We start from the raw sequence: 24355 nt of genomic DNA on the forward strand, positions 1-24355 counted from the left end.
AACGGATAGCTTGCTCCGATAGAACTAGACGCAGCTTAGACGTGCACTTCTCCGCGGCGACCAAGTCAGAAAAGTGATCTGAGATTCCTGAACTCAGGCCAAAGGAGGATTCGAAACGGGCATTCGGTCTACACGCATTGGAATGAGAGCACTACTTCCAACGCGTCTGAAGCAATATGAAAAGATCCGCGCTGGCTCACGAACTCCGCTCTTTGAAGATCTGCGTAGTTTAGCTTTCTCGCCACTACTGTATGGCTGCAGATACGAACATGTCCGGCCAACACTGGCGTCGCCTATCGAACGTCGAGCAGCTCCCATGGCCGCTGAACGCGATTTTGACGCGCGAACTCCCTCTCTTGGTAGGTGCGCGCATCTGTACGCCTCGCTAAATGTGCGGCTGCTAATCCAGTAACAGAGTCAGGCATGCGAAGACGCGACGCATGCCGTCATCAAATGGCCCGACGCTGTCACGACCACAAACTACGGAGCATGATGAATTGAGGTCTCTAGTAATGAGCCGGCAGTGATGCAGATGAAGCTCCAGGTTGGTTCCCATGACACTCTTCGTAAACAGCCATCCCGGGATGAACGCCGTTTTCATCGGGTTCTATGGCATCTTCAACGCAAGTCCCTTGCTCTTCAGCCGCGCGGCCGCGGTAGAGGAATGATATGATGGAGATGCTGACGAGAACTCCAGATGAGGGCAAGATTGCTAGCTCCCACTCACCCGCGAAGCTATGCGGGGTGGCCACCTGCCACCCTCACTTCGGCGAGCTGCTCCAGGGAGCTTTCGCTGTTGAGAAAGGGGCGGACCGCCGCACGGTGCGCGCGCTCGTTTCAGTTCACATGCCCCACGCCGATGGGTCGGAAGCCCGTGCGACGTTGGAGCCGAGCCGCATCGGAAAGTTTGTGCCGCATGCCGGCCGCACCGGCATCCAAGTCACACCAAGTCATTTCTACAAATGTGAGCTCGCCGCTCGACTTGCCCTCGATGCCTTTGGATTGAGGAATATGGCAGCCACTCTTGAAGTCAGGACTTTTGTTCCAGAAGGCGCCGGCATGGGCTCGTCGACGAGCGGTGTAGTGGCCTCCATCCGTGCGATCGCTAAGTGCGTCGCAGCCTATCGTGGATCACGCGTGCTTCTGGCGCCCCATCTTCAGGCGGAACTTGCGGTGGCGGCTGAGCATGCGTGCGATTCGCTGATGTTTGACTCCACAAGCAGCACCATTCTTTTCGCTCAACGAATGGGCAAAGGTGTCCAGCTATTCAATGGGCCTCTCCCACAAATGTACGTTTTGGGGTTCGACACCGGCGCGGCCAAGGGAGGCATTGGAACGGACTGCCTGCCGCGAGCGCGCTACTCACGTGATCAGATCGCCGCCTTCGGCTGCGCATTGGCCGTTCTGGAGCGTGCAATAGCTGAGCAGAGCGTCGCACTCGCCGGCCGGGTCGCGACTTTCTCCGCGATACAGAGCGAGACCGCCCTGCAGAACCCGCTCAAGAAGCCGAAGTTCGACGAACTCCTCCGCATCAAGGACGACACGGGATCGGCCGGTATTGTTGTTGCCCATAGCGGCACGGTCGCCGGCCTGATCTTCGACCCGCACTTAGCCGACCTTCGCAACCGACTGGATGAGGCTAAATCCGCGGTCAGTTGCCTTGGCTTCGATATCCTCCGCGGTTTCTCGACTCCTTATTGAGGATCGACGATGGCGCAGACGCTTTCCGACACCATCGACGCCCATGCGCCTCTGAAAATAGTTTCTCTGCGGCCTGAAAACCTGGCAGCGATCGATTTCAGGGTCATGAAGGTATTTCCTGCCTTCAACATCATTGAATCAGGCCTTCGCGATGGCTCAATCGGCCCTAACACCACGATTGTCGAAACCTCGAGCGGAACAATGGCTCTCGGTCTCGCCATCGTTTGCATGCAGTTCTCGCTCAAGTTACACATCTTCGGCGACCGCGCCATCGAGCCCCCCCTTAAACGCACGATCGAGGAGTTAGGCGCTGAAGTTCACCTCGTCGAGGCGACAGCGTCCGACGCGAACGTCCAGCAGCTCCGAAAAAAGGCGCTCCTCGACTTTATGGATCAAACCGGAGCCACCTGGTCTCGACAGTACGACAACGTCGGCAACTATCTTTCGTATGCGCGCCCAGCCAAGCAAGCCATAAGGCACTTTGGGAAGATCGACATTCTAGTCGCAACGGTAGGCTCAGGGGGGTCATCCTGTGGCCTTGCCCACTATTGTCGAGCATTCTTTCCCGAAATGAAACTCATCGGAATCGACACCTTCGGTAGCGTCTTGTTCGGGCAGCCGCCGGGCCAGCGTGATTTGCGGGGGCTCGGCAACAGTATTCTACCAGGCAACTTGTTCCACGAAGCCTTTGATGAAATCCATTGGCTCGGCGCTAACGAAGCATATCAAGCTGCGCACCGACTCCACCGCGAGACAACGCTAAGGCGTGGGCCGACGAGCGGGGCGGCCTATCTAGTGGCTAAGTGGTACGCCGAGCGCTTCACCAAAAGCAAGGTTCTCGCCGTCTTCCCCGACGACAGCAATCGCTACGAGCACAACGTTTACGATCCCGCGTGGATGTACGCCAACGGCTATCAGACCGCACTCGCCGCGACCGAGCCTGTCCTTGTCCATCATCCGCTTCATGCCGATAGCGGGTGGTGCCGTTTCAATTGGGATCGTCGCTCGTTGACCGAGGTAATGGGTGATCACCCTTGCTACAATTGAAGTATACACATATGACCAACTCAGCTGCGATCTTCATCGAGTCCAACACCACTGGCTCGGGCGGCGACTTTATTCGGCGGGCACAAGAGCTTGGGCTTGTTCCGATCTTTGTTACAGCGTCACCCGAACGGTATTCCTTTCTGAGTCGCATGTCGGGCCTCGAGCTACGCACTTGCGACACGTCCTCAGAGGCCGATGTTAGAGCTGTAATCGAAAGCGTGGCAACGAACATGCCGATTGCGCTGCTCACGTCTTCCAGCGATTTCTACCTTTATGCAGCAGCGCTGGAAGCCAGGCGGCTAGGGCTTAGTGGTCCGGATCCGAACGCAATCGCGCTTTGTCAAGATAAGGATCGCCAGGCCGCCGCCCTGCGGATGGCAGGTATCGGCGTGCCCGATAGCGCGACAGTGCGAGCGGAGTGCGATATCGGCAACGCGATCAAAACAATCGGGTTACCTGCGGTAGCCAAGCCGATCAGCGGGAGCGGCAGTATCGGGGTCACCCTCGTCGACACCGAAACAGTTGCAAGTGATGCTTTGCGCAACCTACTGCAAACGACGAATGACGTGCGTGGCCGACCTATCGAGCCTGGTGCTCTTCTTATGTCGTATGTCGCCGGCGAGGAGTATTCAGTCGAGGTTCTCGATAGCAAGATCATCGGCGTAACGCGGAAACACCTTGGACCTTTGCCGCATTTCGTTGAAATCGGACATGATATACCAGCGCCGATCTCATCCAGCTTGCGCATGAAAATCGAAAATGAGGCGCTGCACGCCATCCAAGTTCTCGGGCACGTGAAAGGACCAGCTCATGTCGAACTCCGGCTCGGCGAGGATCGTGTCACGATAATTGAGGTCAATCCACGTCTTGCTGGCGGTTCGATCCCCACCCTTTTTCGTTACACAACGGGTTTTGACCCGGTCCTCGCGGTCCTCCGTAGCCTGCTCGGATTGTCCTCGCCCGCCTTGGCCGGAGACGCACACGGCTCGATACGATTCATTGTTCCGGAGCGTGACGGCTTCTTCGACCTACCTCCGAATTGCGAGCAGCTCGTCGACCGCTTCGGAGTGACGGAGTTCGTACTGTACCAAACTCTGCCAATCCAGTTCAGGCGTCAAAACGATTTCCGCGACCGGGTCGGTCACGTCATTGCAGTTGGCGACGACCCTGCTGCTGTTGCACGGCGCGCCGAAGCCGCCGCCGCTTTCATCGTTGGCGCATGAGGAGATATTCTTGCAGAGCACAGGCCGGATCAAATCGACTCTTCATCCTGAAGCCAGCGCCATCGTTTTCGACAGTGATCTACAGCGCGCGGCGAAGGACGAGCTACCCTTCTACGCCGATATCGATCGCGCCCAGGCCATCATGCTTGAGCGAGTAGGATTGATTGACCGCGTTCTCGCCGTAAACGTGCTGAGCGAGCTTGACAAACTCCAAGATGAATCCTTTCAGAGCATTGCAAGTCGCGCCGCCCCCCGTGGCTCCTATCTCGCTTATGAGGATCATCTCCGTTCAGTAATTGGCAACGAAGCCAGCAATCTACATCTTGGCCGGAGCCGAAACGATATCAACGCGACCCTGTTGAAACTAAAGCTGAGAACGCCGTATCAGGCACTGTCAGACGAACTACTAAGGCTATTGCGACTGCTGTCCAGTCTGGCTCGCAAACACCTTGAGACCGTCTTCCCGCTGCACACCCACCGTCAACCAGCATTGCCATCCAGTTTGGCGCACCATCTGACTGCCTTCGCCAGCGCGCTCGCGCGCGATCTAGATGCGCTTCTGGCCGTGCATCCAATTCTCAACCTTTCATGCCTCGGGGCGGGCGCCGGCGGCGGCACAACCTTGCCCATCCTCCCGGAGTTGACGGCCAGGCTGCTTGGCTTCTCGAGCCCGCCGCTTAACTCGATTGACAGCGTGGCCTCTCGGGACCTGGTTCTTCGTGTCCTGGCTGCTTGTGCGATTCTAGGATCATCTCTAGGCCGCATCGCCGAGACGTTGCTGCTGTGGGTCGGCAATCATGGATTGGCCACTCTACCTGACGAACTAGTCGGATCTAGCTCCGCGATGCCTCATAAGCGCAACCCTTTCCTTCTCGAGCAAGCCCAAGGAAAAGCAGGCGCGATCCTTGGAAGTTTCGTGGCCGCAATCACCGCGATGCATAGCACGCCGTTCACGAACTGTGTGGCGGTCGGAACGGAAGCTACGCGCAATGTCTGGCCTGGGCTCGACCATTCCATTGGGGCGGCGCGCCTCATCCGCCTGTGTCTCTCGGGCTTGATTATCGCGGAAGACACAGCATCCGCAATGCTCCAAGCGTCGTTCGTGAATGCCATGGAGACGGCGACGCGCCTCACGCTCGGTGGCGATCTGGATTTCCGCTCCGCTCACAATCAGATCGGCCAGGTAGTTACCAAACTTATTGAACGAGGCTCACCAAATCTGTTTGGGATTATACAAGATGGTGGGGTGCTCAATCCCGAACTCTGGCCAGCTCCGGCTGCCATCATGCGAGAGGCTCGGAACGGCGGAGGGCCCGCTCCGGAGGCGGTTAAAGAGGCGCTTGATGCGCTCGATATGGCCGTCGACCAACGATCCGCAGTTTTGCGCGATCTCGATGCTGGTTGGAGCCGTGCTCGAGGAGAACTCCGCTCCGCCATAGCTAATCTCGGACGGACCAACACGCCGACCGGATGATGGAGAAGGAAGTCGATCGATACACCAACCATGGAGAGCTTCTTCTCGTCGCTCAAGGCCGAACGAACGGAGAGCAAAAGTTACAAGAGCAGAGACGAGGCGGTGCATTGTGCCTTACGTTGCCGCAATGGTTCATGCTGCACCAGATGATGCCGTGATCGGCCATCAAACGCTGGAACTGCTCGCTCGTGTACTGGGCGGATTCAAACGGTCGTCGAAACATTCGGAGGTTGGCAGTTGCGATGAACGTTGCAAGGCACCGATCGGCGCGGTCAGAACGAGCCCCATTGCCATCGTCAGCACGGCCGTCTGTTGCAGGACGCAATGAACAGAATAAATTTTGACGGGCGATTGCCGCGGGGCTTAGCAGGGAAGATGCTGCGTTCGGAGCTGCGGGCAAAATGACAACTACGGATTCGCGCTCTCGGCGGCGCAACTGGGCGAGTCGCAGAGGCGGCCAGCTACTAACTCGAGCTCTCGGCTCATCGGGCATCAGCCCGCCCCTGGCCCGATGGTCGCACCATACGCCACGATGTAGAAAACCGCAGCGGAACGTAGGGACCGAGAAATCTCATACTGGTTACCAACCCGATCGAGCGCCTCAACGGCGAGATCAAACGGCGCACCGAGGTGGTCGGCATCTTCCCCAATGAAGACGCCATCGTCCGCCTCATCGGAGCGATCCTGCTTGAGCAGAACGATGAATGGGCCGCCCAGCGTGCCCGTTACATGACGCTGGAAACCATCGCACCAATGAGCGATGATCCAACCGTCAGCCTTCCGGCTATCGCCAGCTGGTCTGCCCGGCCCTGGCCGGCGAACGCGGTGACCCGGCGCAAGCTACACCACGCCACCGGTCATGATCCCCGCCGCCAGACTGTCAACAGAAGTGCGTCTGTGACGAGCTGTGTCGTCATGGAGGCGCTCATCGGTCAGCCACTACGGCGTGAGAACAAATCAAACACCGCTGCGACATATAGCCAGCCCTCGGCGGTCCAGAGATTGATAAAGTCGGCTATCCACTTCTAGTTTGGCCGCTCGGCAGCGAACTGCCGGTCCAACAGGTTCGCGGCTTGGGGATCTCCTTGTCGGCGAGGACAGCACCTTCTCGCCGGAGATCTTCTTGCGGGGTGCTAGCCAGGAAGTGAAGTTTTTAGTGCTTGGGCATGCCCTTAGATCCGTACGCACTCGCCGATGAGCTTCAATGAGAGTGAGCGACCGGCCCAAGGATCTCAGTCAAATCGAGGCCGAGCACGCATTACAGTGCGGTCCTCACCTGGGCGGGTTGACCCGCGTGGTCTTACGCACGGCTTGGCTAACTTTCCCACAGATCTTGCCCCTTGCTGTTCAATGCACTGATCAGGACTTCGAGCTTGCGATCACAGTCGAGCATCTTTGCCAGATAAAAGTCGTAGATCTCCAGTGACGCGTCAACGCGAAGACGTGTTCGTGATGTCATTGCGTACGATTGCTGCGCGGATCGTCTCGATCGATGGATGGAATCGCACGTCCGATAGGCTGCCAAGACGTCGGGATTGCGTTCGCCTGCAACGACGGCTCGGATAATCCGCATGCCGGTCGCGCCGGTGATATCCGACACAACATGATGGAGCTGCCGGTTCATCTCCATCAGGGCCTTCTGCATACACGAGCCGCTCGCGCTAGCCTAGATAGGCTCTCAAGGCCGCGATCTCGACATCAGGTCGGAAGCCGTAACAGGCCATAGAAATGAAGCTGACGTAGCCATGCGGCGTTGCTGACATCCGTTTTGCGCCGAGGTACATTCTTGGCGTACCGCGCGTTGACCAGAATGACCTCAGACCCGCGCTGCTCCAGGATCTCGTAGATAGACCGCGGTGGATTCTATCCGACAATGGTCACGCCGCATGCCTTGAACCAGTCCGCAATTTCATGCAGGTCTTGCCTGAATGTGCCGAATGCACGCACTGGCGTGTCGGTGCAGGCCAAGTTCACGGCGGCCAAGTGCATCAGTATCTTTGATCCGATATCGATAGCGACCGCGTATGGACGCTCCACAGCGACACTCATAGCATTGACACTACTCGAATAAGTCTAATTCGGGAACGTGGCAGCTTTCAAGTCTCGCTTCAAAGCGCGCCGCTGCCCATTTCCCGCGGATTATCGCCGATAGAGTACTTTAGTCCCTTAAGCCGCCAACGCGTCGTAAACAAGTAAGTAGCACGTTGCGGAGAGAAGTTGCCCTTACAGCCATCGCTTTTCGTTAGCGTCGTAAGCTCCCTTAAAAGGATCGGTCTCCGCGATCAAATGGCGTTTGAGAACCTTGTTGCTGGAGGTGGTCCTAGGCAGCGTTGATACGAACCCAATGTACCGCGGCACCTTGAACACGGCAAGATGGGTACGAGCATGCTTGAGAATGCGGTCGACAAGCAGATCGTTGGGCGCAATACCCTTCTGTAGCTCGACGTAAATCTTCACCTCCTCACCACGTTTCACATCGCGAACTGGCACTGCTGCAACGTCGGCAATCTCAGGAATCTCCCGGATGACAGCCTCCACCTCTCGCGCAGCGATATTCTCACTCGAACGACGGATCATATCTTTCGTGCGGCCCACCAGCCAATGGAACCCGAGTTCGTCGCAGCGCATCAGATCGCCCGTCTTGAACCATTCGCCTTCAAATGAAGCAGCATTTGCGTCCGGCTTTTCCCAGTATCCGTCAAAAAGTCCGCGCCCGCTCACCCACAGCTCACCGACCTCCCCTAACGGCGTTGGGCTACCATCCTCACTAATCAGTTTCAGTGACCGGAACGGCGCAGAAATACCGATAGACCCCGATTCGGCCAGTTCGTCAAAGTCATTCGCCATTCGCGTACCGAAGCCGATTTCAGTCATTCCATAGGCTTCCTGTGTGCGCACTCCGAACCGCTTCCGAAACTGTCGTACCGTGGCAGGTCCCCAGCCCCAATTCAGTATCTGCTTTAGGCACGTCACCCCTTCTTCGTTGATGGCCTCGGCGTGACGTGCAATCAACTCAGGAAATTGGCACCACTCGATGCGGTGGTGCTTGAGCCACCCGATGAAGCGAGACGAGCTGATCTGCGGAGCCAGGTAGTGAGTGCCACCATGTCGATAGGACTGTAGAAGATGCCATGGTCCATCCACATAAAAGAATGGCTGGGCAGAGAGAAATCGGTCATACGACTGCTCGTCCCAATTTGCGGCTTGGTATGAGAACACCCCCCAGTAATCGTGGGTCAACATACAGCCCTTCGGAAACCCCGTGGTCCCGGAGGTATACTGAATGTTTAACAGGTCATCGGGCCGGATATCCGCCTGCAACAAGCTTTTTGGCGCACCTTTGAGCAATTTTTCGAGGGTAGTTGGGCCTCCACTGATAGGCTGCCCTACTACGATTGCTTGTTCGATCGCGAGATCTTTCGGCCACGCCTTCATCGCCGCGCAGTTTGACCATGCAGATTCATCGACCACGACAAACTTCGCCCGTGCATCGCTCAGAACATATTCAATCTCTCTTGGCGTATAGCGCATGTTGATCGGGACCATCACCGCCCCGAGCTTCGCAATTGCGAACCAGAGGATCGGGAACTCGATGCGATTGGGCAGCATCACTCCGATGCGCTCGCCCTTGCGTACACCAAATGCACGCAACGAATGTGCATATTGGTTAGATATTTCGTCCATCTCACCGTAGGTCGCGCGTTGGTTGAGGTGAAAAACGTCAAGAGCGATGATTGAGCCATGTGTTCTTGCCCTCCTTGAAATTAGCTGACCAATAGTGGTCGTCTCGTATGCAGCTTCCAGCTTCTCGATCCTGCGCATCACATCCGTGACGCGCTTTTGCAGCTCGGGTGGGCTTACTCTTGGGGAAGTCATGTGCCTGTACTTCATAGGGAGGTATACGAACCAGATCATCCGTTTGGCAGCTTGCTGGAAATTTTGATCAGACTTCTATAGTCGCTGCCTTCGCGCGGATATCCGAGGCTGGTCACCGCTTCAGCATACGCCTGAGCCAGATGACTACTGGTTACCGGCACCTTAAGTTCAGCCAGCAAATCCACACTCCTCACCTCTTCGCTGCCGCGAGAACGCTCGATTGCGCCTCTCTTTACACTGCAAATGCTGGATCCGATCCAAGAACAAAGGGTAACACTGCTCGTCGCGTCTTTTATGAACCAACTTCGATAAGCCACTTACCTTGTCGACCAGGATGGCGACACTACCAGTTCCGGTGGCAACTAGTATTGGCTATTAAGATAGGTAGGCTCTCAAGTTCTGAAAGTGATGTGGAGATGCATGCTCGTGCGCTTTGTGTTCGCCTCGACTCCATCCGCCGTGGCGCGCCTCTAAACGTGTGAGGGTGATAGTAGGAGATCGCATCTTCACTAACAGGTTTGCTCCAAACATCTCTCCGGTTCTCCGCAGGAGTCCTCACGCAGGGTGACCCTGTGCTGTCGGAGCAGCTAAGCATTCCCCTACATGACCCGAGACTCTCCTCAGATCGACTTGCTTGTGCCGAACAAAGAGCCCGCCTAGTACCGAGGATTCGGCATCGGTCACAGCCAAGATGCCCCACGATGTCCCACCGTTGCTCGAGGCCTGCGGCTTGGTCGATTGTTTCCACGAAACCAACAAAGGCTGCCTACCTTGATCCGTGGATTGCCAGCGCGGTCAACAGTCCTCTAACTTCGTTTGCCTAGGCATCATCGCAGATCGCGGTGCCATTCAAGCCGTGATCATCAAACATGGTCCAACGGTAGATAGAAGGCAAATCACAAAGCTCAAGCTAGAGCAGATTCCGATCAAGTTGAACTGTATCCTGCGGCCGTGAAGTAGTTGGCGCATTCGGTAGGGGTAAATGCTCTCTGTAGGCATCGGCGATTGCGGCTTCGAGGGTATCGACGGTCCTGGCTGCGGCTTTGCGCAGGCTCGATTTGAATTTGGCAAAGGCGTTCTCTATCGGATTGAAATCGGGCGAATAGGGCGGCAGCAGCAGAAGGCTGGCACCGCGGATCTCGATTGCAGCCCGGACGGCAGCACCTTTATGTGCCGGCAGGTTGTCCATCACGACGACGTCGTCGGGATTGAGGGTAGGTGCCAACACCTGTTCGACATAGGCGAGGAAAGCGACGGCGTTCATTGGTCCGTCGAGCGTCATAGGCGCAGTCAGGGCGGTGCAGCGTAAGGCGGCGGTAAAGGTCGTGGTCAGCCAATGACCATGCGGGACCGCGGCGCGGCAACGTTGGCCGCGTTTTGAGCGGCCGTAAAGCCGGGCCATTTTGGTCGAGGGTAAGCCTCCGACGAGAGACGCCTTGCGGCGGGCTGGCCTGATGGTTGAGAACTGTACGTATGGACAGCCATACGATCAGTACGCTGAATCGACTTGAAGTGGTCGATACAGGCCGGCGGCGGCGTTGGTCTGAGGAGGAGAAGGCGCGGATTGTTTTGGAGAGCCTATCCGAGCCTCGCCTGGTAGCGGCGACAGCGCGGCGATACGGCTTGTCGCGTTCTCTATTGGTGACTTGGCGAAGAGCCTTCGCGAAGAACCGGACCAAATCCGAGGCTGGCTTTGTCAGGGCAGTTGTGGCCGAGGGTGGGCCCGTGGCGTCGGTGGCGGCCTCGTCGGAGAGCGCGACAGCACATTCAACAGAGCGTCGGATTGAGATCGAGCTGGCTGGCGGACGGCGCGTCATTGTCGATACGGGTGTCGACGTTGAGGCGCTTCGCCGGATCATCGAGGCTCTGGATCCGCGATGATTCCGGTTCCTACAGGAGTTCGGGTGTGGTTGGCGACGGGCCACACCGACATGCGCAAAGGCTTCGCCTCATTGTCGTTGCAGGTGCAAGAGGTGTTGCGCCGCGATCCCCTCAGCGGTCATTTGTTCTGCTTCCGCGGGCGCCGAGGCGATTTGTTGAAGGTGATCTGGCATGACGGCCAGGGAGCATGCCTGTTTACGAAGAAACTCGAGAGAGGTCGTTTTGTCTGGCCGTCGCTGGCCGATGGCATGGTGTCGATATCGCAGGCGCAGATGAGCTATCTATTGTCCGGCATCGACTGGCGCAATCCCCAAGAGTCCTGGCGTCCGACGAGCGTGGGCTGAGAGTTTGTTTGAGTTTGGCAGCGAATGTGATTCCATCTGGTTATGGACTCCAGCGCCGACGAGCTGCCGCCTAATCTTGCCGCCGCGCATGCAATGATCCTGGCTGAGCGCGCAGCCAGGCTTGCGGCGGAGGCCAAGCTTGCTGAAGCGGCCAATGCCCAGGCGAAGCAATCGAGTACCGAAGCTCTGATCGCCCACCTCAAGCTCGAGATCGAGAAGCTGCGGCGGACGCTTTATGGCACGCGCTCGGAACGGGCGGCACGATTGCTCGATCAGCTGGAGCTTGAGCTTGAGGAGCTCGAGGCGGCCGCAACTGAGGATGAACTTGCCGCCGAGAAGGCGGCGGGGAAGACGCAGACGGTGCGTTCGTTTGAGCCCAAGCGGCCTCTGCGCCAGCCCTTTCCCGATGACATCGAGCGAGAACGCGTGGTCCTGCCGGCCCCGACGCAATGTCCCTGCTGCGGATCGGCCCGGCTATCGAAGCTCGGCGAAAGAGTGACCTCGACGCTGGAGGAGATCCCACGCCGGTTCAAGGTGATCGATACGGTGCGGGAGAAGTTTAGTTGCCGGGACTGCGAGGCGATCACGCAGCCGCCGGCGCCGTTCCATGCCACGCCGCGGGGCTATATCGGACTCCAGCTCCTGGCGACGATCCTGTTCGACAAATTTGGTCTGCATCAGCCGCTGAACCGACAGAGCCAGCGCTTCAAATGCGAGGGGATCGACCTGTCGGTCTCGACGCTGGCGGACCAGGTGGGCGCCGGAGCCTTTGCGGTCAGGCCGATCTTTGAACTGATCGAAGCCTATGTGCTCTCCGCCGACAGGCTCCATGGTGATGACACCAAGATCCCAATCCTGGCGAAAGGGAAAGCAGATACCGGCCGGATTTGGACCTATGTCCGCGACGATCGGCCATTTGGCGGGCGAGATCCGCCGGCGGCGTTGTTTTACGCCTCACGCGATCGGCGCGGCGAGCATCCCGCGCGGCACCTTCGAAACTTCGCTGGGATCCTGCAGGCCGACGCCTACAGCGGGTTCAACGCTCTGTTCGATCCCGGACGCAAGGCGTCGCCGGCCACGCCCGCCTTCTGCTGGGCACACGGTCGGAGGGCGTTCTTCGAACTGGCCGATATCGCCCAGAACGCGCGCCGCGGACGATCGGCGACGGCGATCTCGCCCGTTGCGCTGGAAGCGGTTCGTCGGATTGACCAGCTGTTCGAGATCGAGCGCGACATCTATAGGCTGAGCGCTGAGGAGCGGCTGCAGATCCGCCGGGAAAGAAGCGTGCCACTGTTGACCGACCTTGAGTCTTGGCTGCGGGCGGAATCTGCCCGGCTCTCGCGTTCGTCCAACGTGATTAAGCCGATCAACTATCTGCTCAATCGTTGGGAAGGCTTTGCCCGCCTTGTCCACGACGGAAGGATCTGCATGACCACCGATGGTGTTGAGAAGCCCTATCGTCAGTTCAAGGCCACTTTTTTGGCTTCTCCTTCCAGGCCGCCACCATCCGCTCGTACGCCTGCTCGACGCGTGCGACATAGCCAGCTTCCCGCTCACGCAGTTCCTTGATCCAGTAGTCCCGACCCGGGCCAGCCTTGCCATAGGCACGAGGCGCTCCAGCCTTGAGTGCCACCTTCCGGAGTTTCATCGCTGTGAACGCCGGTCGTGCGTAAGCATAATCTTTCCCGGTCCTCAGGACGTGCCAGATCATCACTGCGAGCTTACGTGCCGTGGCGACGGCCGCGACTCCAGCCCCATGCTTCTTTTGCATGCGATTGAAGAAGGCCCGCAGCGGCCCGGGCGCCGTCTTGGCCGACCAGGCCGCTTCAACCAGCATCTTGCGGGCGTCACGATTGCCCTGTTTCGAGATACGACCATGCCTTGGCGGATGCTCTCCCGATTGCCGAACTCGAGGGGTCAAACCGAAGTAGCTGCTGAGCTTATCCGGTGATTGGAAGCGTGCGATGTCGCCGATGGAGGCCAGTACACTCGATGCGACGACCGAACTCACGCCGGGGATCGTCATCAGCTTGAGAGCCCGTGGATCGTCCAAAGCCTGTTGGGCCACGACTTTGTCGATTTCCGATAGTTGCTTCGTCACGCGTTCGAGTTCCGTGATAAGACGCTGGAGCATCGCACGCTTCTCCGATGGAAGAGGCAGACTGTCCAGCCAATGCTGTCCGTGCTTGCCGAAGAGATAGCCTTTGTAGGGCGGGATGAGGTTGGCATGCAGGATAGCCTTCATTCGTCCTTTAATCCGGATGATCTGCGCCAAGACGCCAGCGCGCTCGGCCATCTGCGCCGGCGGCTGTAGGTGTCCTCGTCAGCCACCCAGACCTCCGGCAAGAAGCCAGCAGCATGCAACTTTGCCAGGGTCCCAGCATCGACCTTGTCCGTTTTGACTCGCGCATAGGCGATCGCCCGAACGAGCCTCGGATTGGCGACCGCGACGCGCTTAACGTGCGGGCGCAGAATACGTTCGACCGCCGCGCTGTTGCCCGTTACCTCGATGACCACCTCATCCTCGAGGCTGAGTGTCTTGGCAAAGGCGACAAGCCGATCGTGGACGAGATCAACGCGGAGCTGTCGGATTATTGTTCCGTCCTCCAGGATCGCCACTTCGGCGAAGGATCGGTGGATGTCCATGCCGACGATTTGCATGCTTGCTTCTCCTTTGTCTCAGGAGCCAGTGGCTTGCACGACATCTACGGATCCGCGCTCGCAGCGCAGCCGGGCAAGTCGTAGGGGCGGCCAAGTAACAAAGCGAGCTCACAGCTCATGGTCATGGCGGCCTGCCACCGTTTCGTGCTCCAGCGCCCCTATCCCGGCTTGGACAGACTAATCCGGACGACCGGTCCTCTCCACCGGGTTTGAGCGTTGAAAACATCATGCCCTTTAACAATGCTGCGGAGCGAGCGTTGCGCGGTTTTGCTCTGGGAAGAAAGGCATGGTTGTTCGCCGGTTCTGATCGTGGCGCGGAGCGAGCTGCCGTGATGGCCACGCTTATCATGACGGCGCGTCTCAACAACATCGACCCGAAAGCCTGGCTTGCCGACGTCTTCGCGCGCATCGCCGATATCCCGCAGAACCGCCTGCATGAGTTGTTGCCCTGGAACTGGACGCCTCCCGCTCTGACACCCTCCACCGAGGCGGCGTAGCCATGCACGTCAACAAGGTTTATGCCGTCTTCACCATCAGTCGCGTCGCCAAGGACCTTGGAGAAGACGAGGAGTGGCTCTGGGACGTGGCCAACGGAATGGACACAGAGGATGGCGTCATCTGGGTTTACGGCATAGGTGACGACCAGGTAATGGCGTTCACCGACTTCGGCATCGAGAACCTGACCGAGCTCATCATGATGCACAAGGAAGACCCTGAACTCCTCAAGCGCTTGAATCGGTGAGCTTCTGTCCGCGGCCTAGCTCGGATGGATACGGTCGAGGCGCCGGTCTCGTCGATGAAGACCAGCTTGTCAGGATCGAGCTGCGGCGCGAGTTCGCGCCAGGCCTGGCGCGCCGCCGCAACATCGGGCCTATCCTGTTCTTTTGAAGGTTATGCCGTGACGGTCAAGGAAGCGCCAAATCGAACTCGGCGCAAACGAGGCTCCAAACTCCGATTTGAGCATCTCGGAATCTCAACCAGAGTCATATCGGGCTTGGCTTCGATCGCACTCATGATCGCATTATGGTACTCTTCGATGCGCTGCGAGCGCTGGTCGCCGCCCTGTCGTTTGGCTTTTGTCGCCCCGTTCTCGCGCCATTCTCGGACAAACCGCACCGCACTCGCAACCGAGATGCCGAACCGGTCTGCCGCCGCGCGGCGCGACATCCCGCCCTCAACCGCCCGAACTGTCCGGATCCGCAAATCCTCCGACAAAGGTTTGGCCATGTGTGCCGGCCTCCTTGTCCAGCACACAGGGTGAATCAGAATTTGACCCCCATGGGAATCCCTCCCGATTCAAGTCGGTCAGATTTTGCTCTACTAAAGCGTCAGATGTATGGACGTGCAGAAATCGATCTGCTCGAGGCGAGTGTAATGGGCGCCGCTTCAACAACTTCACCAAAAATGAGCGAGAGTCCCAAATTGTTCCCATATTGCCTCACCCGGAATGTTACCGCTCACCTTTCGCCGATGACTCTGGACTAAAAAGACCCCCGGCGGGCATGCCGGAGGCCTTCTTGGAGGTAAAACTAGATAGTTAGAGCTGTTCCCTCTTCTCCTTCCGCTAGTTGGATAGAAAGCTCACCAGTTACGATGAACGCGCAACATCATCTGAAGGCTTTGCTGGTCCTTCAGTTCGTACACCCCGCTCGGCTTGGCCACCCCCGACTGCAACGGCAAGGTTACCGTGCTTCCGCTCGCGTACTTCTGATCGAGCATCGCGTAAACAACCTCGGTCGAAAAGGTCAGGTTTTTGACGGGCGTCCACCGCGTGGCCACACCAACCACGGCATAGTTGAAGTCCGGGTTACAGCCAGCCACGCCACTCGACAGTGCAAGAGTCGCGACGAACGCGCCACAGATGTAGCCCTTCGCCGTGTTGTTGTACCGTACAGCACCCCACCCGCCGAAAATTGACGAGTTCCAATACGGATTCCAGTTGTGGGTATAGCCGCCGTTAAAGCCGTAGCTCGTGGTCAGCTGCTGGCTCGCGCCTGTAACGAAGACCGAGTCCGAGAGGCCAGCAATGCCGACGCTCTGGTAAGCACCAGTTAGCCCCGTACCGCTGTACATCGCGAAGGTATACGGACCATACGGTTGGAAATTGTAACCGGTTGCGCCGTTTGTATACACTCCTTGGATGTTGATCGTGTCACCCGCACCGGTCGGGATATTCTTTATCGACAATGCAAGCTGGCCAGCCCAGCCCCACTTGTCGCTTGGATGGCCCGTTGTCTCATCGGCACCGTAATAGCCAGTGTGATTATCATGAGCGGCCACTGACGCTTGGAAAAGACCCCATGCCTGGTCCACGCGCAGCATGGCGACGAGATCGGGAGACCGCGAACCACCGATGTCGCCGGCACCATAGGAACCAGCCGCAAGGCCGGTGGCCGTCGCTCCGCTCACGTTCCAGATATTTGTAGTATTTCGAACGACCTGATCCTCAGCCGAGAAGCTGGCTGTGATGCCTTGGCCAAAGTCCGCCGTATAGGCAAACTGATTGACAGCCTCCCACCCGCCGCCGCCAGGCAAGCCGTCGAAGCCGTTTGCAGGATAGTTCGTCCAAGGTGAAGAAAATTGCGACTGCGCTCGACCAAAGGTGAAGCCTGCGAATTGGATGAACGCGTAGTACACAGAGAGCGAACCACCGGAGATCGAACCGCTACCACTTCCTGCCGGGTTGCTTCCGTTATAGGCCGTTGAGCCATTGTTAGCTGTTGTGCCAGCACCGCTATAGCCACCGGCCGTCCAGGTGAATGCGAGCTCAGCGTACGTACGAAGGAGACCATACTCCGTCGCGGTACGAGTATCGATGCCGAGGTCAGCTCGGGATTGACTTGTGTAGTAGTTGCTCAGACGATTGTGCGCCCCAGCGACGCCGCTGGTCGCGGCTCCCCAGATGCCGTTTGAGCCCAGGACCGTTGTGGCACGTACGTAGCCACCGAGCTTGATACAAGTGTCACTGCCTGGAATGTAGTAGAACCCAGCACCATACAGAGAACAGATCTTCACGTATTCGATCGCCTTGGCCTTGATGGGAAGGTCGGCAGCCTGCGCTCCGCCTAGAGCGATCAGACCTGCCGCCGAACCTAGAAAGAGGCTCTTCGCCATCTTCATAAAAAACCTCCAGTTGTTTAACTCCAGACGAGCTAGTCTCGCTTAGGAGATTAGCCGCCTCCGCCCCCAATCATTCTCGACCTACAGGGCGTTCCTCGAACATCACTGGTGACTACTTGAACCAGCGACGTCGCGGCGCGGACCATTCCGCCGCTCGCGTTATTAAGTTGACAGATTGCGTTAGCAAACGGCGTGGAAATTTTGTACGAAACGAACGAACGCATGCGCACTCCAGGACAGCGTGTCCTAAGCGCTGCACAAGCGTACGATTAGTACCGTTACGACAAGTAAGCGTACGCTTCGTGTATCTTCGACTATCGAGCGAAACAAATTGCGCATCGTGCTTAGGCGCGGTGTCCAATGGTCGCGTCTATTGACGCGCATGCGGATGCGAAGGTTGCAAGATCGCCAAGAGCGACTCTTGCCCTAGGAGCGTATCGCTCCGGCGAGGCGAGGACCGCCTTGCGCCGTTTGATGGAGAGTGAAGACATCGGCGTATGAGTGACATGCCAATGCCGAAGGTCTCCTGTCTTGAAGTCGTCTCGACGGGCGCGCGCCGTTGGACATCGGAAGACAGCGGGTCTTGCCCAGAGTTATAGCGGGCCACCTCTAGTGTCGGTGACACACGACGTAACGGACTATCGACGAGCCAATTGTTCACTTGGCGCCGGTTGGCGCGCGCAGGCAAGTGCCGCGCAAGTACTTGTTCCGGTTGAGATCACGCCTGCGGCCTGCGGCGGCTCCCATCTCGAGTAGCGCGCCAGAATCGGTATCTTCACCGCCTGCACAACGTGCGGGGGCCGGCATTATCGACATCGAGCTTGGCGGCGCCGCGGCGCCTGTCGCATGCGTGTTTGACCGGAACGTGGACACGGAGGCGCTTCGCCGGGTTCTTGAGCTTCTGAGACGGCGACGATCCCTATTGCGAGCGGCGTCAGCGTCTAGATCGCGACCGGCTGCGCATTCCAGGGATGGTGATCAGGTGTTCCATGCGATGGTGATCACGGATTCCAGTGATCGTGATCAGGACGGAGGCGAACACGGCTGACGGATTTATGTGTGCTGGAAATGTCCTCCTCGTCAAGGCTGGCGGGTTGGTTCGAAGATCGTTCCGGCGGTCCATGGGAGGGCCCCGTGCGCGGCGCGGAGTGCCCCCACGAGCGACGTAGCGACGCGCGCGGGAGGGGCCTGTGGGCCGGCGGGGCGATCGTGCGCGAGGTGCTCACGGTTTTTTCTTTTCGCCAGCCTGACGCCGTAGACTGTCGCCTTTGAGCTCGAGGCGGTGCGCATTGTGAATGATGCGGTCCAATATCGCATCGCCAAGGGTGGGATCGGCAATGACGTCATGCCATTGCGACACGGGGACCTGACTTGTGATCACAAGGACCCCTTGTCGTAGCGATCATCGACGATCTCGAGCAGATCGCGGCGCTGGTCGGCGGTGAGCGGTTCGGGTCCCCAGTCGTCAAGGATGAGGAGATTGACGCGTTCCAGAGCGGCGATCAGGCGCGCCAGATGGCCTTCGCCGCGCGCCTGGGCGAGATCGGCGAACAGGCGGGATGTTCGCTTGTAGAGGACGGAGAAGCCGTCGCGGCAGGCCTTGTTGCCGAGCGCGCAGGCAAGCCAGGACTTGCCGGTGCCGGTTGGGCCGACGATGACCAGGTGATTGGCCTCACGGATCCATTGGCTGGTGGCGAGGTTCTGGAAGAGCGAACGGTCGAGGCCGCGAGCGGTGCGATAGTCGACGTTCTCGATGGCGGCAGCTTGACGGAGTTTGGCACTGCTCAAGCGGCGCGTGAGGCGGCGGTTGTCGCGGGCGGTGACCTCGCGATCGACGAGGAGGCCGAGCCAATCGGCGTGCGGCATCTCGGCCGCCTCGGGATTGTTCTGCAGTTCGACGAGGGTATCGGCCATGGCGGCGAGACCGAGGGCGCGCAAGCGATCGACAGTGGGGTGAATGAGCACGATGATCTCTCCTGATCAATTGTAGTAACTGCGGCCGCGGATGTTGGCGTGGAAGAGGATGGATGGGCGCCTCCTCGGTGGGAGGCGCGGTTCTGTCGGTGCCGTTCTTGAGGATGGCGGCGACCGATTTGTACGAACGGGCGTTGAGCAGGAGGGCCCGGGCGCAGGCGGCATCGACGCGTTCCTGGCCCTAGCGCTTGACCACCGATGGTGTTGAGAAGCCCTATCGTCAGTTCAAGGCCACTTTTTTTGGCTTCTCCTTCCAGGCCGCCACCATCCGCTCGTACGCCTGCTCGACGCGTGCGACATAGCCAGCTTCCCGCTCACGCAGTTCCTTGATCCAGTAGTCCCGACCCGGGCCAGCCTTGCCATAGGCACGAGGCGCTCCAGCCTTGAGTGCCACCTTCCGGAGTTTCATCGCTGTGAACGCCGGTCGTGCGTAAGCATAATCTTTCCCGGTCCTCAGGACGTGCCAGATCATCACTGCGAGCTTACGTGCCGTGGCGACGGCCGCGACTCCAGCCCCATGCTTCTTTTGCATGCGATTGAAGAAGGCCCGCAGCGGCCCGGGCGCCGTCTTGGCCGACCAGGCCGCTTCAACCAGCATCTTGCGGGCGTCACGATTGCCCTGTTTCGAGATACGACCATGCCTTGGCGGATGCTCTCCCGATTGCCGAACTCGAGGGGTCAAACCGAAGTAGCTGCTGAGCTTATCCGGTGATTGGAAGCGTGCGATGTCGCCGATGGAGGCCAGTACACTCGATGCGGCGACCGAACTCACGCCGGGGATCGTCATCAGCTTGAGAGCCCGTGGATCGTCCAAAGCCTGTTGGGCCACGACTTTGTCGATTTCCGATAGTTGCTTCGTCACGCGTTCGAGTTCCGTGATAAGACGCTGGAGCATCGCACGCTCCTCCGATGGAAGAGGCAGACTGTCCAGCCAATGCTGTCCGTGCTTGCCGAAGAGATAGCCTTTGTAGGGCGGGATGAGGTTGGCATGCAGGATAGCTTTCATGCGTCCTTTAATCCGGATGATCTGCGCCAAGACGCCAGCGCGCTCGGCCATCTGGCGCCGGCGGCTGTAGGTGTCCTCGTCAGCCACCCAGACCTCCGGCAAGAAGCCAGCAGCATGCAACTTTGCCAGGGTCCCAGCATCGACCTTGTCCGTTTTGACTCGCGCATAGGCGATCGCCCGAACGAGCCTCGGATTGGCGACCGCGACGCGCTTAACGTGCGGGCGCAGAATACGTTCGACCGCCGCGCTGTTGCCCGTTACCTCGATGACCACCTCATCCTCGAGGCTGAGTGTCTTGGCAAAGGCGACAAGCCGATCGTGGACGAGATCAACGCGGAGCTGTCGGATTATTGTTCCGTCCTCCAGGATCGCCACTTCGGCGAAGGATCGGTGGATGTCCATGCCGACGATTTGCATGCTTGCTTCTCCTTTGTCTCAGGAGCCAGTGGCTTGCACGACATCTACGGATCCGCGCTCGCAGCGCAGCCGGGCAAGTCGTAGGGGCGGCCAAGTAACAAAGCGAGCTCACAGCTCATGGTCATGGCGGCCTGCCACCGTTTCGTGCTCCAGCGCCCCTATCCCGGCTTGGACAGACTAATCCGGACGACCGGTCCTCTCCACCGGGTTTGAGCGCTGAAAACATCATGCCCTTTAACAATTGTACGCATCCGGCTAAGGCCCCGGCTAGGACCGTTCTTGGATGGAAGGCTGATGGTGCTTAAGCGGCGTGGGCGACGCTTTGAGGCTGCCAGTTCCAAGGCAGCAGTGTATTGATGTACTTGGCAGGGTGATCTGGTAAGCGCGCCAGCACGTCGGCAAGCCAAGCCTGCGGGTCGATATCATTGAGCTTGGCGGTGGCGATAAGGCTGTAGATGGCAGCCGCACGCCGGCCGCCCTCATCGGAGCCGGCGAAGGTCCAATTCTTTCGTCCCACGGCGACCGCCCGCAGTTCGCGTTCGGCGGCGTTGTTGGACATGCACAGGCGGCCATCATCGAGGAAGCGGGTAAATGCATCCCAGCGGCTGAGACAGTAATTGATCGCCTTGGTCGTGTCGTTGCTCCTGGAGAGCTTGACGCGCTGCTCGCGCATCCACGACTCCAGCTCGACGATCAGAGGGCGGCTACGCTCCTGGCGCACACGCAAACGCTCCTGCGGCGCAAGACCCTTGATCTCGCGTTCAATGGCGAACAGAACATCAATGCGCTTGACCGCCTCGGCCGCGATCGGCGCCTTGGTAAGCCGCGCGAGGTCAAAGAACTTGCGCCTGCCGTGCGCCCAGCACGCGGCCTCGATAATCGGGCCGCCCTTGCGATTGGTCTCGTAGAGCCTGCCAAAGCCGGCGTAGGCGTCAGCCTGCATCAGTCCGGCATAGCCCGCCAGATGCTGCTCCGGATGTGCACCGCCACGATCGGGCGAGTAGAAGAACACGGCCGCCGGCGGATCTGGGCCGGCAAACGGACGGTCGTCGCGAACGTAGGTCCATAGCCGGCCGGTCCGGGTCTTGCCCTTGGCCAGGACCGGCACCGTGGTGTCATCCGCATGGATGCGCTCGGCTGCGAAGACGTGGCTCCGGATCGCATCGACCAGAGGCATCAGGGTTGCCGCGGAGGCACCTACCCAGTCCGCGAGCGTCGATAAGTCAAGGTCGATGCCTTCACGCTTGTAGACGTCGCTCTGACGATGAAGCGGTAGGTGCAGGCCGTACTTGGCGAACAGGACATGGGCCAGCAGCTTTGGCCCTGCACGCCCGCGCGCAATCGGATGCGAAGGAGCCGGCGGCTGGGTGATCGCTTCGCAGGCCCGGCAGACGAGCTTCTCGCGCACGTGCTGGATCACCTTCCACTGTCGCGGAACGAGCTCCAGCGTCTCGGTCACGTCCTCGCCAATCTTGCGCAATCGGCTGTCGCCGCAGCATGGGCAGGTGGTCGGCACGGGATAGACAATGCGCTCCCGCGGCAAATGCTCCGGCAGCGGCCGGCGGGCTGGCTTGCGGCGCTCGAACGATGGCACCGCAATCTTCTCGGCTGCCATCTGCGCCGCGGTCTCAGCTTGAGCCGCGTTCTCCTCCAGGTCGGCGAGTTGTAGCTCGAGCTGGTCCAGCAATGCGCCTCGCTCGGAGGACTGTCCGAACTGCTCGTGCCGCAGCTTCTTGATCGTGAGCTTGAGCTTCTCGATCAGCAATGTTCCCGCCTGGGCTTCGGCTTGCGCGGCCAACCGGGCCGCTCGCTCGGCGCGCAGCATCGCCTGCAGCGTGGTCACATCGTCGGGAAGAGAATCATCGGCACTCATCGACGACCAGAGAATCACAAGACGCGATCTCTGTCCGAACCGCTGATCCTGTCACCGATTCAAATCCCAGCGATCAACCAGCCGCCTGTGGTCGCCAGGTCTGTTGCGGCATCCGCCCAGTCGATGCCCTCCAGCAGGTAGCCAAGCTGGGCTGGGGTGATTGTCACCACGCCATCAGCCGACGACGGCCACAGGAAGCGGCCGCGCTCCAGCCGCTTGGCGTAGAGCGACATGCCCAGTCCATCGTGCCAAAGGATCTTGATTAGCTTGCCGCTCCTGCCACGGAACACATAGAGGTCGCCGCCGTGCGGGTCTCGCTTGAAGGCTTCCTGCACCAGCAAGCCCAGCGAGTTCATGCCGCGGCGCATATCGGTGTGGCCGGTCGCAATCCACACCCGCACGCTCGACGCAATCGGGATCACCGCGGCCGTCCATCTGCCAGTGCCGCCACGGCGGCCTTCAGCGTCGCCGCGTCGACCGCGCCCGTGATCCGCATCCGAGCCCCGGCCGCAAACTCGATCTCGATCGACCCGCCGCTGCTGGCCGGCGCGACTGGACAGGGCGTCGGTCCTGCTTCCGCGACCACCATCGCAGGTACGAAGCCAGGTGGATCGGCGGCATCCTTCGGCTCAGGCCGAAACGAGCGTCGCCATCGCAGCAGCAATGAGCGCGAAACGCCATACCGCCGCGCTGTTGCCGCGACCTGACGCGGCGACTGTAAGCTCTCAAGGACGATCTTGAGCTTCTCATCCTCGGACCAGCGCCGTCGCCGGCCCGTGTCCACCACCTCAAGCCGTTCGACTTGGGCACTGCGCCTATCACTGTCCATAAGGACAGTACTCAACAACACGCCTCATTCGGCAAGGCGGCCTTCACCGGACGGATACTAACAATTGTGCCGAGCGCGCATTGAGAGGCATCGCCTTGGGAAGGCGCAACTGGACCTTCGCCGGCATCACGACCTGTCGCCTCAACGACGTCGATCCCAAGGCCTGGCTTGCCGACGTCCCCGCCCGTATCGCCGATCTTCCCGCTTCGCGTCTGCACGAACTGCTGCCCTGGGGATGGAAGCTCCTGCGCCAGGCCGCCGGTCAGCAGGCCGCCTGACCTTCACGCAACGCCATCATAGAGCCCGCCGCGCCCGCGCGCATGCGTCAATCAGGCGGTCTTCGTCGTATGCGTACGGCAAAGATAAGCGGCATCGATCCGCAGGCGTGGCTTGCGGACGTCCTTGTCCGGATGGCCACCCTTGCGGCTCATCGGCTGGACTAAGTTCTGGAATTGGACGCCAGCGTCAGCGATCTCCGCTCGAGCGGCATGACCGCCCACGTAGATAAAGCCACACACCACCATCACAAGGTCGCGAGAGACCTCGGCGAAGACGAAGATTGGGTGCGAGACGTAGGTTACGAATCGAGGAGGGAGCCGTCTGGGTCTTTGGCGTCGGCGAAGACGGCGTTCAGGCGATCACTGACTTCGGCATCGAACGCCTCATCGAGCTCACCCAAGTCTACAAAGACAATCCGAAGTTGCTCAAACGCTGGTCGACCGAATAATCTGCTCAGCCCGCGGCCGACGCCTGATGCTTACCTTGGCCGATAGGGAGGCCGCTCCGAAAGGGGTACAGTAGAATGCAGTAGCAACGCACTTCTTAACAAAAGTGAGGAGGGGAACGACAAATCGGACGCTGACGTGCTCAATGCCCGAATTAACGCTTTCTTAAAGTAACTATAGCTGCCCCCGCCGGGGGAAGTGGTG

16 protein-coding genes and 10 pseudogenes are annotated in these 24355 nt (G+C 59.3%); 13 read left to right on the forward strand and 13 right to left on the reverse strand.

Going from position 1 to position 24355, the window contains the following annotated elements:
• Positions 1-669: 669 nt before the first annotated feature.
• The 5 genes and pseudogenes from ACVWZ4_RS05135 to ACVWZ4_RS05155 form a co-directional block, all read left to right on the forward strand.
• Positions 670-1701, forward strand: a complete 1032-nt coding sequence (locus ACVWZ4_RS05135) for a GHMP family kinase ATP-binding protein (protein ID WP_456701671.1) — start codon at positions 670-672, stop codon at positions 1699-1701.
• Between the two features lie 9 nt (positions 1702-1710).
• Positions 1711-2748: a pyridoxal-phosphate dependent enzyme gene (locus ACVWZ4_RS05140; RefSeq protein ID WP_456701670.1), complete on the forward strand. Its 1038-nt coding sequence runs from the start codon at positions 1711-1713 to the stop codon at positions 2746-2748.
• On the forward strand, positions 2736-3971 hold the full coding sequence (locus ACVWZ4_RS05145; RefSeq protein WP_456701669.1) for an ATP-grasp domain-containing protein: 1236 nt from the start codon (positions 2736-2738) through the stop codon (positions 3969-3971). The genes ACVWZ4_RS05140 and ACVWZ4_RS05145 overlap by 13 nt, the downstream gene beginning before the upstream one ends.
• Positions 3904-5445 (forward strand): lyase family protein, encoded by a 1542-nt coding sequence (locus ACVWZ4_RS05150; RefSeq protein ID WP_456701668.1) that lies wholly within the window; start codon positions 3904-3906, stop codon positions 5443-5445. The genes ACVWZ4_RS05145 and ACVWZ4_RS05150 overlap by 68 nt, the downstream gene beginning before the upstream one ends.
• 582 nt (positions 5446-6027) lie before the next feature.
• Positions 6028-6240 (forward strand): annotated as a pseudogene (locus ACVWZ4_RS05155) (transposase); the annotation flags it as partial.
• 68 nt (positions 6241-6308) lie between these two features.
• Here the strand turns inward: ACVWZ4_RS05155 and ACVWZ4_RS05160 are convergent.
• The 5 genes and pseudogenes from ACVWZ4_RS05160 to ACVWZ4_RS05180 form a co-directional block, all read right to left on the reverse strand.
• A pseudogene (locus ACVWZ4_RS05160) lies at positions 6309-6569 on the reverse strand (IS3 family transposase); the annotation flags it as partial.
• Positions 6514-7494: pseudogene (locus tag ACVWZ4_RS05165) on the reverse strand (IS110 family transposase); the annotation flags it as partial. The pseudogenes ACVWZ4_RS05160 and ACVWZ4_RS05165, both read right to left, overlap by 56 nt.
• 174 nt (positions 7495-7668) lie before the next feature.
• On the reverse strand, positions 7669-9321 hold the full coding sequence (locus tag ACVWZ4_RS05170) for a class I adenylate-forming enzyme family protein (RefSeq protein ID WP_456701667.1): 1653 nt from the start codon (positions 9319-9321) through the stop codon (positions 7669-7671).
• A 35-nt stretch (positions 9322-9356) separates the two neighbouring features.
• Positions 9357-9500, reverse strand: coding sequence for a hypothetical protein (locus tag ACVWZ4_RS05175; protein ID WP_456701666.1), 144 nt, complete (start codon positions 9498-9500; stop codon positions 9357-9359).
• A gap of 747 nt (positions 9501-10247) precedes the next feature.
• Positions 10248-10732 (reverse strand): annotated as a pseudogene (locus ACVWZ4_RS05180) (IS630 family transposase); the annotation flags it as partial.
• A 62-nt stretch (positions 10733-10794) separates the two neighbouring features.
• Between ACVWZ4_RS05180 and tnpA (ACVWZ4_RS05185) the strand changes: the two are divergent.
• The 3 genes and pseudogenes from tnpA (ACVWZ4_RS05185) to tnpC (ACVWZ4_RS05195) all read left to right on the forward strand — a co-directional run.
• The gene (tnpA, locus tag ACVWZ4_RS05185) at positions 10795-11202 is read left to right on the forward strand and encodes an IS66-like element accessory protein TnpA (protein WP_456701665.1); all 408 of its coding nucleotides are present in this window, start codon (positions 10795-10797) and stop codon (positions 11200-11202) included.
• Positions 11203-11225: 23 nt separating this feature from the next.
• The gene (gene tnpB, locus ACVWZ4_RS05190) at positions 11226-11546 is read left to right on the forward strand and encodes an IS66 family insertion sequence element accessory protein TnpB (protein ID WP_456701664.1); all 321 of its coding nucleotides are present in this window, start codon (positions 11226-11228) and stop codon (positions 11544-11546) included.
• 42 nt (positions 11547-11588) lie between these two features.
• A pseudogene (gene tnpC / locus ACVWZ4_RS05195) lies at positions 11589-13007 on the forward strand (IS66 family transposase); the annotation flags it as partial.
• Positions 13008-13011: 4 nt separating this feature from the next.
• On the opposite strand, the pseudogene ACVWZ4_RS05200 reads toward tnpC (ACVWZ4_RS05195), so the two are convergent.
• Positions 13012-14192: pseudogene (locus ACVWZ4_RS05200) on the reverse strand (IS110 family RNA-guided transposase).
• Positions 14193-14443: 251 nt separating this feature from the next.
• On the opposite strand from ACVWZ4_RS05200, the pseudogene ACVWZ4_RS05205 reads away from it, so the two are divergent.
• Both ACVWZ4_RS05205 and ACVWZ4_RS05210 read left to right on the forward strand, forming a co-directional pair.
• Positions 14444-14704 (forward strand): annotated as a pseudogene (locus ACVWZ4_RS05205) (transposase domain-containing protein); the annotation flags it as partial.
• A 2-nt stretch (positions 14705-14706) separates the two neighbouring features.
• Positions 14707-14949, forward strand: a complete 243-nt coding sequence (locus ACVWZ4_RS05210; protein ID WP_456701663.1) for a hypothetical protein — start codon at positions 14707-14709, stop codon at positions 14947-14949.
• Positions 14950-15098: 149 nt separating this feature from the next.
• On the opposite strand, the gene ACVWZ4_RS05215 is transcribed toward ACVWZ4_RS05210, so the two are convergent.
• The 7 genes and pseudogenes from ACVWZ4_RS05215 to tnpA (ACVWZ4_RS05245) form a co-directional block, all read right to left on the reverse strand.
• Positions 15099-15434, reverse strand: a complete 336-nt coding sequence (locus ACVWZ4_RS05215) for a helix-turn-helix domain-containing protein (RefSeq protein ID WP_456701662.1) — start codon at positions 15432-15434, stop codon at positions 15099-15101.
• 354 nt (positions 15435-15788) lie between these two features.
• Complete coding sequence (locus ACVWZ4_RS05220) at positions 15789-17327, reverse strand: porin (RefSeq protein WP_456701661.1); 1539 nt, start codon at positions 17325-17327, stop codon at positions 15789-15791.
• Positions 17328-18549: 1222 nt separating this feature from the next.
• A pseudogene (istB, locus tag ACVWZ4_RS05225) lies at positions 18550-19292 on the reverse strand (IS21-like element helper ATPase IstB).
• A gap of 229 nt (positions 19293-19521) precedes the next feature.
• Positions 19522-20709 carry an IS110 family RNA-guided transposase gene (locus ACVWZ4_RS05230; RefSeq protein ID WP_456705172.1) on the reverse strand — a complete coding sequence of 396 codons (1188 nt, stop codon included), beginning with the start codon at positions 20707-20709 and terminating at the stop codon, positions 19522-19524.
• Between the two features lie 316 nt (positions 20710-21025).
• On the reverse strand, positions 21026-22597 hold the full coding sequence (tnpC, locus tag ACVWZ4_RS05235) for an IS66 family transposase (RefSeq protein ID WP_456790052.1): 1572 nt from the start codon (positions 22595-22597) through the stop codon (positions 21026-21028).
• A gap of 59 nt (positions 22598-22656) precedes the next feature.
• Positions 22657-23019, reverse strand: a complete 363-nt coding sequence (tnpB, locus tag ACVWZ4_RS05240) for an IS66 family insertion sequence element accessory protein TnpB (RefSeq protein WP_456790053.1) — start codon at positions 23017-23019, stop codon at positions 22657-22659.
• Positions 23016-23426, reverse strand: coding sequence for an IS66-like element accessory protein TnpA (gene tnpA, locus ACVWZ4_RS05245; protein WP_456701658.1), 411 nt, complete (start codon positions 23424-23426; stop codon positions 23016-23018). Before tnpA (ACVWZ4_RS05245) ends, tnpB (ACVWZ4_RS05240) begins: the two co-directional genes overlap by 4 nt.
• A gap of 56 nt (positions 23427-23482) precedes the next feature.
• On the opposite strand from tnpA (ACVWZ4_RS05245), the pseudogene ACVWZ4_RS05250 reads away from it, so the two are divergent.
• From ACVWZ4_RS05250 to ACVWZ4_RS05260, 3 genes and pseudogenes are all read left to right on the forward strand, one after another.
• Positions 23483-23704 (forward strand): annotated as a pseudogene (locus tag ACVWZ4_RS05250) (transposase domain-containing protein); the annotation flags it as partial.
• A 75-nt stretch (positions 23705-23779) separates the two neighbouring features.
• A pseudogene (locus ACVWZ4_RS05255) lies at positions 23780-23918 on the forward strand (transposase domain-containing protein); the annotation flags it as partial.
• 67 nt (positions 23919-23985) lie between these two features.
• On the forward strand, positions 23986-24153 hold the full coding sequence (locus ACVWZ4_RS05260; RefSeq protein WP_456701657.1) for a hypothetical protein: 168 nt from the start codon (positions 23986-23988) through the stop codon (positions 24151-24153).
• The last annotated feature ends 202 nt before the right edge of the window (positions 24154-24355 follow it).

Source organism: Bradyrhizobium sp. USDA 4472, from assembly GCF_054058595.1.